14 protein-coding genes are annotated in these 14,871 nt (G+C 32.6%); 11 read left to right on the top strand and 3 right to left on the bottom strand.

The genetic code is table 11. The features are described from left to right. Positions 1–11 precede the first annotated feature (11 nt). From N5D46_RS00670 to N5D46_RS00635, 8 genes are all read left to right on the top strand, one after another. Positions 12–1,319, top strand: coding sequence for a DEAD/DEAH box helicase (locus N5D46_RS00670; protein ID WP_280048919.1), 1,308 nt, complete (start codon positions 12–14; stop codon positions 1,317–1,319). A gap of 25 nt (positions 1,320–1,344) precedes the next feature. Then, entirely contained in the window at positions 1,345–1,641 is a 297-nt protein-coding gene (locus N5D46_RS00665; RefSeq protein ID WP_280048918.1) for a Dabb family protein, read from the top strand. Positions 1,642–1,842: 201 nt separating this feature from the next. After that, entirely contained in the window at positions 1,843–3,168 is a 1,326-nt protein-coding gene (locus N5D46_RS00660; RefSeq protein ID WP_280048917.1) for a hypothetical protein, read from the top strand. A 218-nt stretch (positions 3,169–3,386) separates the two neighbouring features. Next, entirely contained in the window at positions 3,387–4,148 is a 762-nt protein-coding gene (map, locus tag N5D46_RS00655; RefSeq protein ID WP_280048916.1) for a type I methionyl aminopeptidase, read from the top strand. A 6-nt stretch (positions 4,149–4,154) separates the two neighbouring features. Continuing rightward, positions 4,155–4,454, top strand: a complete 300-nt coding sequence (locus N5D46_RS00650; protein WP_038331664.1) for a hypothetical protein — start codon at positions 4,155–4,157, stop codon at positions 4,452–4,454. A gap of 214 nt (positions 4,455–4,668) precedes the next feature. Further along, positions 4,669–5,241: a YceI family protein gene (locus N5D46_RS00645; protein ID WP_115000651.1), complete on the top strand. Its 573-nt coding sequence runs from the start codon at positions 4,669–4,671 to the stop codon at positions 5,239–5,241. A gap of 26 nt (positions 5,242–5,267) precedes the next feature. Further along, on the top strand, positions 5,268–6,086 hold the full coding sequence (gene ygiD, locus N5D46_RS00640; RefSeq protein ID WP_280048915.1) for a 4,5-DOPA dioxygenase extradiol: 819 nt from the start codon (positions 5,268–5,270) through the stop codon (positions 6,084–6,086). 37 nt (positions 6,087–6,123) lie between these two features. After that, on the top strand, positions 6,124–6,642 hold the full coding sequence (locus N5D46_RS00635) for a YceI family protein (RefSeq protein ID WP_280048914.1): 519 nt from the start codon (positions 6,124–6,126) through the stop codon (positions 6,640–6,642). Between the two features lie 53 nt (positions 6,643–6,695). On the opposite strand, the gene N5D46_RS00630 is transcribed toward N5D46_RS00635, so the two are convergent. Both N5D46_RS00630 and N5D46_RS00625 read right to left on the bottom strand, forming a co-directional pair. Then, positions 6,696–8,159, bottom strand: coding sequence for an alanine/glycine:cation symporter family protein (locus N5D46_RS00630; RefSeq protein WP_280048913.1), 1,464 nt, complete (start codon positions 8,157–8,159; stop codon positions 6,696–6,698). 230 nt (positions 8,160–8,389) lie between these two features. Then, positions 8,390–10,732: a UvrD-helicase domain-containing protein gene (locus N5D46_RS00625; protein ID WP_280048912.1), complete on the bottom strand. Its 2,343-nt coding sequence runs from the start codon at positions 10,730–10,732 to the stop codon at positions 8,390–8,392. A gap of 195 nt (positions 10,733–10,927) precedes the next feature. On the opposite strand from N5D46_RS00625, the gene N5D46_RS00620 reads away from it, so the two are divergent. Next, positions 10,928–11,380, top strand: a complete 453-nt coding sequence (locus N5D46_RS00620) for a transcriptional repressor (RefSeq protein ID WP_038331681.1) — start codon at positions 10,928–10,930, stop codon at positions 11,378–11,380. A gap of 61 nt (positions 11,381–11,441) precedes the next feature. On the opposite strand, the gene N5D46_RS00615 is transcribed toward N5D46_RS00620, so the two are convergent. Then, positions 11,442–12,362, bottom strand: coding sequence for a Dyp-type peroxidase (locus tag N5D46_RS00615; protein ID WP_115000647.1), 921 nt, complete (start codon positions 12,360–12,362; stop codon positions 11,442–11,444). A 244-nt stretch (positions 12,363–12,606) separates the two neighbouring features. Between N5D46_RS00615 and N5D46_RS00610 the strand changes: the two genes are divergently transcribed. Further along, on the top strand, positions 12,607–14,280 hold the full coding sequence (locus tag N5D46_RS00610; RefSeq protein WP_260392455.1) for an OstA-like protein: 1,674 nt from the start codon (positions 12,607–12,609) through the stop codon (positions 14,278–14,280). A 39-nt stretch (positions 14,281–14,319) separates the two neighbouring features. After that, positions 14,320–14,871: a hypothetical protein gene (locus N5D46_RS00605; RefSeq protein WP_125349463.1), complete on the top strand. Its 552-nt coding sequence runs from the start codon at positions 14,320–14,322 to the stop codon at positions 14,869–14,871.

Here is a 14,871-nt window from a genome sequence, read left to right as displayed (position 1 = left end):
ATTTTTGCAGCATGCAAATCGATTTACTTTATAAAAATTTGGGCATCAAAGATATGAATGCAATGCAACGTTCAGCATTCAAAATGTCCGAAAATCAACGAGATTTAATTTTATTATCACCAACAGGATCTGGTAAAACATTGGCGTTTTTATTTCCGACTTTAAGAGATTTAAATCCAGATGTAAAAGGTGTTCAAACCTTGATTTTAGTTCCTGCGCGTGAGTTAGCTTTACAAATCGAAACAGTTTTCAAGTCGATGAAATCTGATTATAAAGTAACATGTTGTTATGGAGGCCACAATACAAAAGTTGAGCAAAATACTTTGTTAGAAGCTCCAGCTGTATTAATTGGGACTCCAGGACGTATTGCGTATCATTTGCGTAACGAAAATTTTGATCCTTCGACTGTTCAAACTTTAATTTTAGACGAGTTTGATAAAGCATTAGAATTAGGTTTTCAAGAAGATATGAGCTTTATTGTTGAGAAACTTTCTGGATTGAAACAACGTATTTTGACTTCTGCTACAGAAATGGAAAACATTCCAGAATTTGTTGGATTGAATGACGAAAAAATCGTGAGCTATCTAAAACAAATCGAGGTAAAACCAGATTTACACATGAAAGTGGTGAATACCATTTCTGAAGAAAAGTTGGATACATTATTCAATTTGATTTGTAAAATTGGAAGCAAACGTATGTTGATCTTCTGTAATCACCGAGATGCAGTTGATCGTATTAGCAATTTGTTGCATGAAAAAGGAATTGCGCGCGAAAGTTTTCATGGAGGAATGGAACAAGACGAGCGAGAACGTGCGTTACTGAAATTCCGTAACGATTCTGTTCGAGTTTTAATTACAACAGATTTAGCTGCACGTGGTTTGGATATCCCAGAAGTAGATTCGATTATTCATTATCAATTACCTGCAAAAGAAGCTGCTTTTATCCACAGAAATGGACGTACAGCTCGTATGAATGCGAAAGGTTTTGTATATTTAATTATCAGTAATGAAGAGCATTTTCCGTTTGTAAATGAAAATTTATCTGTCGAAAATTTAGGAGGAACATATAAAATTCCAGAACGTACACCTTACCAAACGATTTATATTTCTGCAGGAAAAAAAGACAAAGTAAATAAAGTTGATATTGTCGGATTTTTGTTTAAAAAAGGAGGTTTGGAGAAAAACGATGTCGGAATTATAGAAGTAAAGGACACGACATCGTATGTTGCGATTAATCGTAAAAAAGTTCCGGACTTATTGAAAAAATTGAACGGTCAAAAAGTAAAAAATAAGAAAGTAAAAATGCAAATCGCATATTAATCAATAACTTATAAAATATAGTTTTATGCTAGCCCACCATGTGTTTTTTTGGTTGAAAGATGATGTAACAAAAGAAGAAATGAATACATTTCACCAAGCTTTGAAAGATTTAAAACCAATTGCTGATTCAACTTTTTTTCATGTAGGAACACCTGCAAATATTGAAAGAGATGTGATAGATACTTCTTATTCATTCTCGTTGTTCTTAGCTTTTGAAACAATGGAGCAATTTGAAGCATATCAAAAACATCCGCAACATCTCGAATTTTTGAATGGACCAAATAAATTAGCAAAGAGAGTTTTAATCTATGATGCAGATTAAAAGCTCTTTTTGAAATGATTTAGAGAATAATTCGTAAAAACATGATTTTTCTCTTAACATTTATTGTTTAGAAGTTTTCTTAGAAAGAAATCCGTAAAGGAGAAAAAAACTAAATTTTTCATTTTTTTTTTGTAGTTTGCAACTCAAAATTGATGGGATAAAATTATCAATTTGTTTTGTTAATGAACTAAACTCTTTATTATGAAAAACCTGCCTTTTAAATATGCGATTATTCTTTCTGTAGTTGCTTCGTTCGAATGTGTTAATGCTCAAGTCGGAATAGGAACGGATAACCCCAATCCTTCTTCATCTTTAGATATTTCCAGCCAAAATACAGGTGTTTTAATTCCTAGAATTAATTTGACTGCCACCGATTTATCGACTCCTATAAATAATCCTGAAAATTCTTTGTTAATTTTCAATACAGCTCAAAATGGTTCTGGAAAAAATGCTGTATTTCCAGGATATTATTATTGGTTGAAAAAAGATGGACAAACGGGAGAATGGATTAGATTAAGTCTAAGTCAAGAAGAGCCTTGGCGTATACAAAATACCACCAATGTTGCAACTGCCAATGACCAGAATATTTACCAACAAGGTAAGGTAGCAGTCGGTTTTACAGAAACGGATGCTGTATCTGGTAAACAAATGGAGATAAAAGGAGATTTTAAGACAGCTTATGAACGAGTGGCGCAAAGTGTAGGAATCGAAACATCTGGTGCAGTATCAGGTTCCCAATCTGTAAATTTATATAATAGAAATACTCAGGTATCGGGGCGTGGAACAACTCTTGACATGACCACAAGTAATATTACGCTGAGAAGTGGACGCAGTTCTGTTTTGCACTCTTCTATAAGTATTTTGGATAATCGTCTGAATATAGGAGCTCGTAATGATGTAGCAAGTCCATCTAGATCACTTCTGAATATTGATTTTAATCCATCGAGTAAGGAAATGACATTATATTCGATTGCTTCAAGTTCTCCAATCCTGACCGGAAATCATTTTAAATCAGAGATTATTTTGGATGGAGCAAGAGGCATCAAATTTAATTTTAATACAAATGGAGCAACTGGTAATGAAGTGAATACAGACAGTTATATGTTTCCTCGTACAATTGGAACAAAAGGTCAAGTACTTGTTGTGGGTGATATCCCATCAGGAGCTTCTTACACCCAGTTAGAATGGAAAAATATCGCGGACTTAAAAAGTGACAGCCACAATAAAATAAACTATTCGAATCAAATTCAAGAGACAGGAAAAAAATGGATGAATGGGGCATCTATTCAAGAACTAACAACTGAAATTATATTAGATAATTCTAAGAATAGTATTGTTCTTCCAAAAGAGCTTGAGCTATCACCTGTTTCAAAAATAATTAATGTCCGATTAATTCACCAAGAAAGTACACGCATAGCAAACAATGTTTTAAGTTATAATATGAATGCACGCGAGGTGATTATGGAAGGAGAAACTCTTCCGAAAGGAAAATATTACCTTATACTTGAATTTTTTGAAAATAAATAAAATACTACAATAGGAAGCAAATATTACTTTTTTATATAATCTCAGATTTAATAGTAATTTTTCAATTGATTTAAACGCTTTCGTTAGGTGAAAAATTATTCGTTTATCCTGTTTTTACTATCATCGTAAAATTCAATCCGAACTCTTTTCAAATCTATTCAAAGAAATTGTACTTTTGCATACGATTTCAGAGTTTTGAGATCAATAGAATATAAGCAATGATTATAGAGACAGAAGAAGAGTTAATCGGAATGAAAAAAGTCAGCGAAGCTGTAGCGGTAACTCTGAAAGAGATGAAAGATTATGTGAAACCAGGAATGTCAACCAAAGAATTGGATGATTTTGGAGCGGCAATCATGAAGAAATTTGGATGTAAATCTGCACCGTATGAGTCGTATCAATTTCCTGGTTATACTTGCTTAAGTGTCAATGAAGAAATTTGTCACGGAATTCCAAGAGCCGATAAAATTTTGAAAGACGGAGATGTGATTAATATTGATGTTTCTGGAGAATTAGGTGGTTTTTGGGCTGATAATGGAGGTTCTATTGTTGTTGGAGAAGATGTGAATGGTTATCAAAAAATTGTTGATGCATCTATTTCTGCGCTTCAAAAAGCAATTGCGGCTGTAAAATCTGGAGTTAAAATCGCTGATATTGGTGGAATTATTGAGAAAGAAGCAAAAAAACATCATTATCATGTGATTGAGAATTTAACTGGTCATGGAGTAGGGCGTTCGTTGCACGAAGAACCGTTAGATTTGATGAATTTCAGAGACCCTGATGATAAACGTCGATTCCGTAAAAATTCAGTTATTGCATTGGAAACTTTTATTTCAGAAAATTCTTACGAAGCAATTGAGCAAGCGGATGGTTGGACAATGATAGGAAATGCACCTGGCGTTTTTGCACAACACGAACATACTGTTTTGGTTACTTCTGAAGGTCCTATGATTTTAACGCACATGAATGGTAATTGGTAAAATTATATGAAGAGAAACGAATATATTAAAGTAGACCGCGAAGTGGTCAAAAAAATGAGCGAAGATATTCAGGCTTATTTAACAGAAAATAAGTTGGAACGTGTAAAAACTAAGGATATGATGCCTTTCTTAATTGAAAAAGGATATTTTCCTCACGACCGTAAAAAAGGATATCCTTTGCGTCAGATTCTAACAGATTTGAAAAAATCGGAAGAATTACATTTATTACCACAAGCATTTCCAGAATATTTGGAAGTCGAGAATAAAAAAACATCTACCTACTGGTATTTTAGTCCAGTAAAATAATATTAAACACTTCTATTGAAGTGTTTTTTATTGTTAACGAATTCAAAATCTTTACTTTTTGGAATATTAATTGATACAATTTGATCGTTTATTAGATGAAAAATCAAGCTTTTTAATTTCTTATCTTATGTCAATGAAATCTCGCTGATGACTGAGCTAAATTTGTCCTATCAAAATAAATAATTAATTAAAAACAATCAAATAATCATTCGTTATGAAAAAATTATTATTCACGTTAATGTTATCAGCAGCTTCAATGTCTGCATTCGCTCAAAATTATACAAATGATAAAGCACACTCAAAATTAGGTTTTTCTGTTTCGCACATGACAATTTCTGATGTTGAAGGACAATTCCAAAATTTTGATGTTCATTTAAACTTTACAAAAGAAGATTTAAGCGATGCAAAATTTCATGTAGTTGCAGATATCAACTCTATCAATACAGGAGTTGAAGCACGTGATAATCATTTGAAATCAGCAGATTTTTTCAATGCAGCAAAAAATTCAAAATTAGAATTCTCTTCAAAAGGAATCACACGTGTTAAAGGAAATCAATTTAAAATGATTGGTGATTTAACATTAAACGGAGTAACTAAACCAGTTGCGTTAAAATTAGTTTACAACGGAAGTATCAATAATAACGGAGTTAAAACGTACGGATTTACAGTAAAAGGAAATGTAAAAAGAAGTGATTTTAACATCGGTGGTAATTTCCCAGAAGCTGTTGTAGGTGATGTTGTTACCTTAACATCTAACTTAGAATTTGCAGCTCCAAAAGCAAAATAATAATAAATAAAATATGTCATAAAATCGTGGATTTCAATACGTTAAAATCAATTACTTCAAGTTTTTCTACAACTGATAAAATGCCAGTTTTATTTTTAGGACATGGCTCTCCGATGAATGCAATCGAAGAAAATATTTTTGTAGAAGGTTGGAAGAATATTGGAAAAACAATCCCAAAACCAAATGCGATTATTTGTATTTCGGCACATTGGGAAACGAAAGGGACTAAAGTTACGGCTTTAGAACAACCGAAAACGATTCACGATTTTTATGGTTTTCCGCAAGCTTTATTCGATGTTGAATATCCAGCACCAGGAAGTCCAGAATTGGCTACAGAGGTCAAAAATTTAATTAAAACAACAGATGTCGATTTAGACAAAATGTGGGGATTTGACCACGGTTCTTGGAGTGTGATTAAATTTTTGTATCCAGAAGCAGATGTTCCGATGATAGAACTGAGTTTGGATGTTTATAAAATGCCAAAAGAGCATTACGAATTAGCGAAGGAATTAGACGCTTTGCGTAGTAAAGGGATATTAATAGTAGGAAGTGGGAATGTTGTACACAATTTGAGAGCATTAAATTGGAACGAGCCAAATGCTGGTTACGATTGGGCTTATGAGGTGAATGATACATTCAAGAATATTGTTCAAACAGGTAATCACGACGAATTGTTCAATTTTGTACAAAAAGGTAGCGCATTTAATCTCGCCGTACCATCTATGGAACATTATTTGCCATCTATTTACGCATTAGCATTACAAGGAAAAGAAGAGGAAGTAACACTTTTTAATGACAAATTAATTTACGGATCATTAGGAATGTTATCATTCAAAATAGGATAAATAAATCAATTTAAATAACAAATAAAAACAAAACATTATGGCAACAAAATGGAATTTAGACCCTTCTCATTCAGAAGTTCAATTTAAAGTAAAACACATGGTAATTTCTACAGTAACAGGAAATTTTGATCATTTCAATGCTGGTGTAGAAAGTAATAGTAACGATTTTTCTGATGCAAAATTTGAATTTGATGCAAAAGTAGATTCAATCAATACAAAAAATGCAGATCGTGATGGACATTTAAAATCAGCTGATTTCTTTGCTGCTGAGCAATTTCCAGAAATGAAATTTGAAAGTACTTCAGGTATTCAAAACGGAAAAATTAATGGAACTTTAGAAATTCGTGGTGAAAAACAGCCAATTACATTAAATGCAGATTTTGGTGGAGTTATCACTGATCCATGGGGATTACAAAGAGCTGGATTCGAATTTTCAGGAGAAATCAACCGTAAAGATTACGGATTAGGATGGAGCCAAGTAACAGAAGCTGGAGGATTAGTGGTTTCTGATAAAGTAAAATTATTGGTGAATTTAGAGTTTACTCAAGCCCAATAATCATAATTTTTAATAGCAAAAAAACCACTTCAAACGAAGTGGTTTTTTTTGTGTTATTTATTTTTGTTCTCCCAAAAAGTAGCATTTTTAATTCCGATTTCTGTAGGATTAAAATCAGGATTTTTAATTCCTTTTTTACGTTTGTCTTTATAATCTTTCCAGACCTTAAGCCCAACTCCGCTTAATAATAAAATAGCAATAATATTTACCCAAGCCATCAGACCAACACCAATATCTCCAATTGCCCAAGCAGTTTCAGCAGTTTTGATTGTTCCGTAATACGTAGCACCTAAAAAACAAATACGTAAAATCCATACATATACTTTTCTATTTCCTTTCTTGAAAATGTATGTAATATTCGTTTCCGCATAATAGTAATAAGCCATAATTGTTGTAAAAGCAAAGAAAAACAAAGCAATTGCAACAAAACTATTTCCGAATGAAGGAAAATGACTCGAAACAGCTGCTTGTGTAAAACCTGTATAATCTACACCAGGAAGATTTTGAGTAATGAAACTTCCCGCTTTTTCTGGGTGATTTACATTGTATTTTCCTGTAAATAAAATCATAAAAGCAGTTGCAGTACACACAAATAATGTATCGATGTAAACAGAAAAAGCTTGTACCAAACCTTGTTGTGCAGGATGGTTTACTTCCGCAGCCGCAGCCGCATGAGGAGCAGTTCCTTGACCAGCTTCGTTAGAATAAATTCCACGTTTTATTCCCCAAGCAATTGCAGATCCAAAAACACCACTATAAAGTGATTCTTGATTGAAAGCTGATGAAAAAATTAATCGTAAAACTGATGGAACTTGATGGATATTCATTCCAATAATAATGATTGCCATTAAGATGTAAGCGCCTGCCATAAAAGGAACGATAAATTCAGAAGCTTGTCCCAAACGTTTTACACCTCCAAAAATAATCAAGGCTAATAATCCAATAATGACGAATCCTACAATGTTGATTGGAATTCCTACAAAATTATAAATAGGAATATCAAACGCGTTATTCAAAGCAGATGAAATACTATTCGACTGAACGCCTGGTAATAATAATCCACAACTCATAATTGTAATGATTGCAAACAAAACTGCGTACCATTTGATTCCTAAACCTTTTTCGATGTAGTATGAAGGACCTCCACGATATTCTCCATCGATTTCTTGCTTGTAGACCTGTCCTAATGCAGATTCTATGAAAGCAGATGCACTTCCTAAAAATGCGATAAACCACATCCAAAAAATTGCTCCAGGTCCTCCCATTGCGATTGCGGTAGCAACTCCAACAATATTTCCTGTCCCTACACGACCAGAAATTGCTAAAGAAAAAGCTTGGAAAGGAGTGATTCCTTTGTCCGATTTTTCTCCACTAAATAGCAAGCGAACCATGTCTTTTATGTAGACTATTTGTAAAAATCCGGTGCGAATAGAGAAGTAAATTCCTGTTAAAGCGCAAAGTCCAATCAAGGCATATGACCAGACGTAGTTACTTATTAGATTGATGATATCATCCATTTGAGTAAAAAATTTTGTTCTTGTGTTTATTTGTGGTGCTAAAATGCTAAAAAAATCTTAATTATAAGATTTAATCTGTTTATTTATTCGAAAAAATAAATACAAGCAAGAATTTTATTCTAAATTTTGAAGATATCTTATTTAAACCTTTAGTTTGATAAAAGGTATGTAATTAGTTAAATATAAATAAAAAAGGTTACAAATTATTGTAACCTTTTTTCAGTTTTATATTATGATCGAATAATTTTTAGTTTAGCAAAATTTAAGAGTAATTTTTTCTCTCCAGCATTATCAAAATGAATAATTGCTTTCATATCTGATGGTTCTCCTTGCAAATCTTTCACAATTCCACGTCCAAAACGATCGTGAACGACAACTTGACCAACTTGCAGACCTTGAGCATTCGCTGTTGATGAAGCATTACTTTTTGTTTGATTTACTGGTTTGAAATTTGACCTTGGTTGAGCTGGTTCTACACGAGCTCTTGGATTAGGCCGTGCAACTGATTTCTCTCGTTGTTGATACTGTTGCGGCGTTGGTTCATCTCCAAATAAATCAGCCGATAATCCACTATTATTAGAAGCTCTTGCAGAAATATTAAGATTTTTCCAATCCAAGAAACTATCATCAATTTCTTCTAAGAAACGAGATGGTTCGCAATCGATAATTTTTCCCCAACGAAAACGTGAAACAGAGTAGGTCATATAAGCCACTTTCTCGGCACGTGTCAAGGCAACATAAAATAAACGACGCTCTTCTTCTAACTCAGCGCGCGTGTTAACGCTCATCATAGAAGGGAAAAGATTTTCTTCTAAACCTGCAATAAATACAACAGGGAATTCTAAACCTTTTGCTAAGTGAACAGTCATCAAATTGACCTTATTATCGTCATCTTCCTCGTTATCCGCATCAGTTGCTAAAGCAATATTTTCTAAGAAACCACCTAAAGAAGCATCCCCTTCGTCTAATTGTTGTTGTTCTTCGACATAACCTTGAATCGAGTTCAACAACTCTTGAACGTTTTCTAAACGAGAAACACCTTCTGGTGTAGAATCTTCTTTTAACGCATTCAATAATTGTGTCGTTTTAGCCATTTCCATCGTTACTTCGTATACATCATGCGATTTTAACATCACTTGGAAACGCTTAATCATCAACACAAAATCATTCAGTTTGTTTGCTGTTCCTGCATTTATACCAATTGTTGGCGCATACATCGCAATATTTTCAATTAAAGAAAATAAACTAATTTGATGTTGATCTGCTGCGACCAAAAGTTTAGAAATTGTTGTTTGACCAATTCCACGTGCTGGATAATTGATTGTTCGCAATAAAGCTTCTTCATCATTTTGATTAATCAATAACCTCATATAGCTAACCATATCCTTAATCTCTTTGCGCTGATAGAAAGAAGTTCCGCCATAAACACGGTACTGAATTCCTCTTTTTCTCAAGGCTTCTTCTAAAGCACGAGATTGCGCATTGGTACGATAAAGAATAGCAAAATCTTTTGGTTGAAGATGTTTATTGATCTGTCTTTCCCAAATCTGAGTTGCAATATAACGTGCTTCATCAGCATCAGAAAGTCCACGATAAACGGCTATTTTCTCACCAGTTTCATTTGCTGTCCAAACATTTTTTTCTAATTGATCTTGATTTTGTTTGATAATCTGATTCGCAGCTTCCACAATCATTTGCGTCGAACGGTAATTTTGTTCCAATGGATACAATTTCGCATCAGGATAATCGGATTTGAATGATAAAATATTTCGAATATTTGCACCACGGAAAGCATAAATAGATTGCGCATCATCACCAACTACACATAGGTTTTCGTAACGAGAAGCCAATGCTTTTACAATCAAATATTGAGAATGATTGGTATCTTGGTACTCATCTACCATAATGTATTTGAAACGTTCTTGATATTTTGCTAAAACCTCAGGAAAACGCGTCAAAATTTCGTTGGTACGCAACAATAAATCATCAAAATCCATTGCACCAGATTTGAAACAACGATCTACATAAGCTCTGTAAATATCACCCATTCGAGGGCGCATTGCTTCATTATCTGCTTCAATTAAAGCTTGATTATTGTGATAAGCTCTAACTGTAATCAAGTTATTTTTGTATTGAGAAATACGTCCCAAAACTTGTTTTGCTTTGTAAATATCTTTATCTAAATGCATTTCGTTAATAATCTTTGTCATTACAGAAACTGCATCTTGTTGATCGTAAATTGTAAAATCTGATGGATAACCTAAAAGCGGAGCTTCAACACGTAGAATGCGCGCAAAAACAGAGTGGAAGGTACCCATCCAAAGAGCTTTTGCATTCGCTTCACCAACTACATGTCCGATACGTTCTTTCATTTCTCGGGCAGCTTTATTGGTAAATGTTAAAGACAATATATTGAAAGCATCAACTCCTTTATTTAGTAAATGAGCAATGCGATAAGTTAACACTCTCGTCTTTCCAGAACCCGCACCTGCAATCACCATTACTGGACCTTCGGTAGCTTCTACAGCCAAACGCTGTGGTTCGTTCAGTTTTTCTAAATAATTTTCTTCCATCGTGTGCAAAGTTAACCTTTGTGGTGTAAAGGATAAAATAATTTTGAAAGATTATATATTTTCTTATATAGATATATTGTTAATTATACGTTGTTATAAAGATTTACTATCAAGAGATAGAAAAAACGTACGAATTGAAAGTTGTTTCGTTACATTGATAAGGAAATATTCTGTATATTTACACAAATTTTTTATATGACAGACGAATCAGTAAAATCAAGTAATTACGAAATAGTAAAGCAAGTGTTTACGAATTTTTTGGAAGACAATGGACATCGTAAGACACCTGAACGTTATGCTATTTTAGAGGAAATTTATTTTACAGATGATCATTTTGATATTGATATGTTGTATATCAAAATGAAAAATAAGAAATACCGCGTTAGTCGTGCTACTTTATACAATACTATCGAGCTTTTGATGGAAGCAAAATTGGTGCGTAAACATCAGTTTGGAGATCAACAAGCGCATTACGAAAAATCATATTTCGACAAAAATCATGACCATATTATTTTGTCTGATACAGGAGAAGTATTGGAGTTTTGTGATCCAAGAATCCAATCTATCAAACAAACGATAGAAGATATTTTTGATATCAAAATTGATAATCATTCATTATATTTTTACGGAACTCGTAAGAATAAATAACCTTGATTTTATAAAATCAAAAGACCTTTTACGATTTCGTAAAAGGTCTTTTTTGTTATTTTTAATTAGAAAATTGATCTAACAAATCAAAAGAAGGAACAAAAAATAAAGTTCCAGTTTTAGCTTTACTAAAATCTAATATTCGATCATAGTTTCCGATAGGTTCACCAACAAACATGCGTTCTAACATTTCTTCTACAATGCTAAACTTTCTAGCATAAGCAATAAAATAGGTTCCCATTTCATTTGTCGACATATTTCCAAAAGGCATATTATCGCGAACAATTTTTTTGTCATCTCCAACATTTGCTAATGCAGAATGTGAATTCGAGGGTTTTTCATCGTCATTCATTTCAATATCATCAACTTTAGATCTTCCAATTACTTTTTCTTGTTCAGAAATTGGTAAATCTTTCCAAGCTTGCATATCATGAATGTATTTTTGCACAAATAAATAACTTCCATTTGTATAAGCAGAATCTTCATTGCCAATCAAACCAAAATTTATTCTTTCGTTACCTTGTGGATTTTCAGTTCCATCAACAAAACCTAAAATACTACGACCATCCCAATATCTAAAACCATGAATTTCTTCTTGACAAGTAGCAACATCATTCAATAAATCAGTCAAATTAGAAACAATATCAACGCAATAGCTTTGTTGCGTAGAGCGGATATGAAAATGAATATCGCCTTTTGTAGAAACGGCTTCATGCTTTTCTCCTTTAATGGCAACAAAAGGTTTTAATTCTTTCGGCAAAGGTTTTGGTAAATTTAATTTTATCCAAGCATCGTAACTAATTCCTAAAATAACGCTCGATTGCGTTTTCGGAAAACGTGTATTGGCTGAATGATTGAGATTGATAATTAAAGCGCAAAGCTTTTTGAAAGCATCTTTGTAAGCAGTATTTTCCTTAAAATTCCAAACCATAAAAATAGTATTGGTGTTTGGACTGTCTAATACATTTTGATATTGAGGCATTTAATAGATTTATAAAATTGAATATGAAGTTAAGAATTTTAAAACTGAATTTGATGAATAATCGTTATTTTTTTAATTAAATTAAGACTTGAAAATCTATCATATTGATTAAAATATTATGAAAATTTTAAGTATTAAAGCACGTTTTAACGTAATAATTAATTTTTAGGACTAAAAAAATAATACTAATTTTGGCTAGCACTTTTTTGAAGTGAAATAGAGATTAAATAAAAATAATAAGTAATTGTTAATTAATTATATAAATAGAAATAAAACAGGCTTGAAAGTTGCTTTTTTACTTTCATGTTTTATGACGATAAGTGCTTTTGCGCAACAGAAACCTAAAAAAGAAAAAGTTAATCTAAGGCATGCTGATTTAGTAGAACATGATCCGAAACGTTTTGAGGGAAATGATTTTTTATCAGGAAATGTTGTAATCGAATATAAAGGTGATGTAATTTCGGCTGATAGTGCGGTTTTGTATCGTGATAAAAACTTGGCTGTTGTTTGGTCGAATGCACGTTTGGTGAGCAAAGACAAAACAATTACGGCGCATAAAATGGAGTATGACGGAAACACAACAATTGCAAAAGCTTTCAAAGATGTGGTGTTGACTGATCCAAGTTCTCGTATTACGGCAGATTATATGGATTATAATCGTACAACCGAGATTGCGACTGGTATTGGGAAAGTAGAAGTGAAGACACCTACGCAACAAATAAGTTCTGAGAAAATGATTTACGAACGATTGACAGGAAATATTATTGTAAATGATACTTACAAAACAATTGGTTCTGATGGAACTTTAGTCGAAGGACGAAATGTTGTGTATAATGTAAAGTCTAAATCGGCAAATTTTGGTTCAGAAGTTTTTATTACGAATAAAGATTATACGATTTATTCAAGAAAAATGACGACGAATGATATTACGGGAATTACAACTTTCCGCGATTATTCTAAAATTACACGTCGAAATGATCCATCACAATATATCATTACTTCGGATGGAGATTTTAATAAAAAAACAGGTGAAGCTTGGTTAAGAGGAAATTCAAAAGTTTATTATCAAAACAAAACGTTGACGGCTAAAAAACTTTATTTCAACGATAAAACAGGTTTTGGTAAAGGTGAAGGCGATGTTTTTTTGGATGATCCATTAGAAAAAAGATTTTTGAAAGGTGATTACGGAGAAGCTTTTAAATACTTAGATTCGGCTTTTGTAACGAAGAACGCGTATGCTGTGAAAGCGTTTGATAAAGATTCGCTTTACATAAGTGCTGATACTTTGTTGGCGGTAAAACGTCACGATGTTGATTCGACTTCATTGGTGAAAGCCTTTCATAAAGCGCGTTTTTACAAATCGAATGCGAATGGAAAAGCAGATTCTTTGGTGTACAATCAAACTAAAGGATTGATGCAATTTTACAAAGATCCAATTTTATTTTCTGGTGATAACCAAGTTACAGGAGATTATATCGAAGCGTATACAAATGCGAAAACAGAAAAATTAGACTCGATGAAAGTGTTTAATAATGCTTTTGTGATTGCTAAAGTGGATTCGCTTGTGGAAAATGAATATCATCAAATCAAAGGAAAATATTTAACTGTTCTTTTTCAGGATGATAAAATTGATTTTATAAATGTAGAAGAAAATGCTGTTGCGTTGACGTACATGGATGATACGGATCAAAAAACGAAAGTGAAAGAACGTTATGGAGTTAATATTTCTTATTGCGGAATTATAGAAGTTGATGTTGTAGGAAAAGATGTTGAATTGGTTGCATGTCGCATAAAATCGGACGGAAAAATGTATCCATTGTCTAAATTTCCTGAAGAAATGCGTTATTTACCCGATTTTAAATGGCGAATTTCTGAGCGATTAAATACTTGGCGAGATATTTTTATCGAATCGAAATAATCTTTTCATAAATTAATCGTTTAATTTCTAAAACTATAAATGAAAACTACATCTATCATATTATCTATTCTATTATTATCAAGTTGTTATACATACAAAGCTTTTGATCCTGAGGAATATGCTTTGGAAATGTCTAAAGGCAATAATCAGACGGCTAACTCTAATGAAAGAAGTCGTTCCAGAGCTGATATTGTTGAATTGAGAAGAGAACGCAAAAGTGCTAATGAAAATGCAATTAGTTCATCTCTTTCAGAAAGTAAAGAAGAATTAGCTGCATTAAAAGCTAAAAAACAAGAGAATAAAGAAGAGAAAGTAGTGATAGATCCTTCTACAATTAAAATTTCGGATGTTATCAAACCCGATCAATTTTATAAAGTAGATGCGCAAGGAAAAGAATATACAATAGAGGCAAAGCAATGGAAAGCTGATACCTTATATGCTGTTGTAAAAGGAACAGAAAAAGAATTGAAGTTTCATAAAAATGATATTTCATCGTTCAAAATAAGAAAATTTTCGAAAGGTAAATCAGATGCTCTTACTGTTGCAGCGTATGCAATGGGCGGTGCAGCTGTGCTTTTTTTATTAAAATAA

The sequence above is a fragment of the Empedobacter sp. GD03865 genome, from assembly GCF_029840775.1.
Classification (GTDB): Bacteria; Bacteroidota; Bacteroidia; order Flavobacteriales; family Weeksellaceae; genus Empedobacter; species Empedobacter falsenii_B.
This window is presented reverse-complemented; position numbering and strand designations above follow the sequence as displayed.

What these genes read in the sequence shown, in the direction of transcription:
- N5D46_RS00670 (WP_280048919.1), top strand. Translation starts at nt 12, where the DNA reads ATGCAAATCGATTTACTTTATAAAAATTTGGGCATCAAAGATATGAAT.
- N5D46_RS00665 (WP_280048918.1), top strand. Translation starts at nt 1,345, where the DNA reads ATGCTAGCCCACCATGTGTTTTTTTGGTTGAAAGATGATGTAACAAAA.
- N5D46_RS00660 (WP_280048917.1), top strand. Translation starts at nt 1,843, where the DNA reads ATGAAAAACCTGCCTTTTAAATATGCGATTATTCTTTCTGTAGTTGCT.
- map (WP_280048916.1), top strand. Translation starts at nt 3,387, where the DNA reads ATGATTATAGAGACAGAAGAAGAGTTAATCGGAATGAAAAAAGTCAGC.
- N5D46_RS00650 (WP_038331664.1), top strand. Translation starts at nt 4,155, where the DNA reads ATGAAGAGAAACGAATATATTAAAGTAGACCGCGAAGTGGTCAAAAAA.
- N5D46_RS00645 (WP_115000651.1), top strand. Translation starts at nt 4,669, where the DNA reads ATGAAAAAATTATTATTCACGTTAATGTTATCAGCAGCTTCAATGTCT.
- N5D46_RS00635 (WP_280048914.1), top strand. Translation starts at nt 6,124, where the DNA reads ATGGCAACAAAATGGAATTTAGACCCTTCTCATTCAGAAGTTCAATTT.
- N5D46_RS00630 (WP_280048913.1), bottom strand. Translation starts at nt 8,159, where the DNA reads ATGGATGATATCATCAATCTAATAAGTAACTACGTCTGGTCATATGCC.
- N5D46_RS00625 (WP_280048912.1), bottom strand. Translation starts at nt 10,732, where the DNA reads ATGGAAGAAAATTATTTAGAAAAACTGAACGAACCACAGCGTTTGGCT.
- N5D46_RS00620 (WP_038331681.1), top strand. Translation starts at nt 10,928, where the DNA reads ATGACAGACGAATCAGTAAAATCAAGTAATTACGAAATAGTAAAGCAA.
- N5D46_RS00615 (WP_115000647.1), bottom strand. Translation starts at nt 12,362, where the DNA reads ATGCCTCAATATCAAAATGTATTAGACAGTCCAAACACCAATACTATT.
- N5D46_RS00605 (WP_125349463.1), top strand. Translation starts at nt 14,320, where the DNA reads ATGAAAACTACATCTATCATATTATCTATTCTATTATTATCAAGTTGT.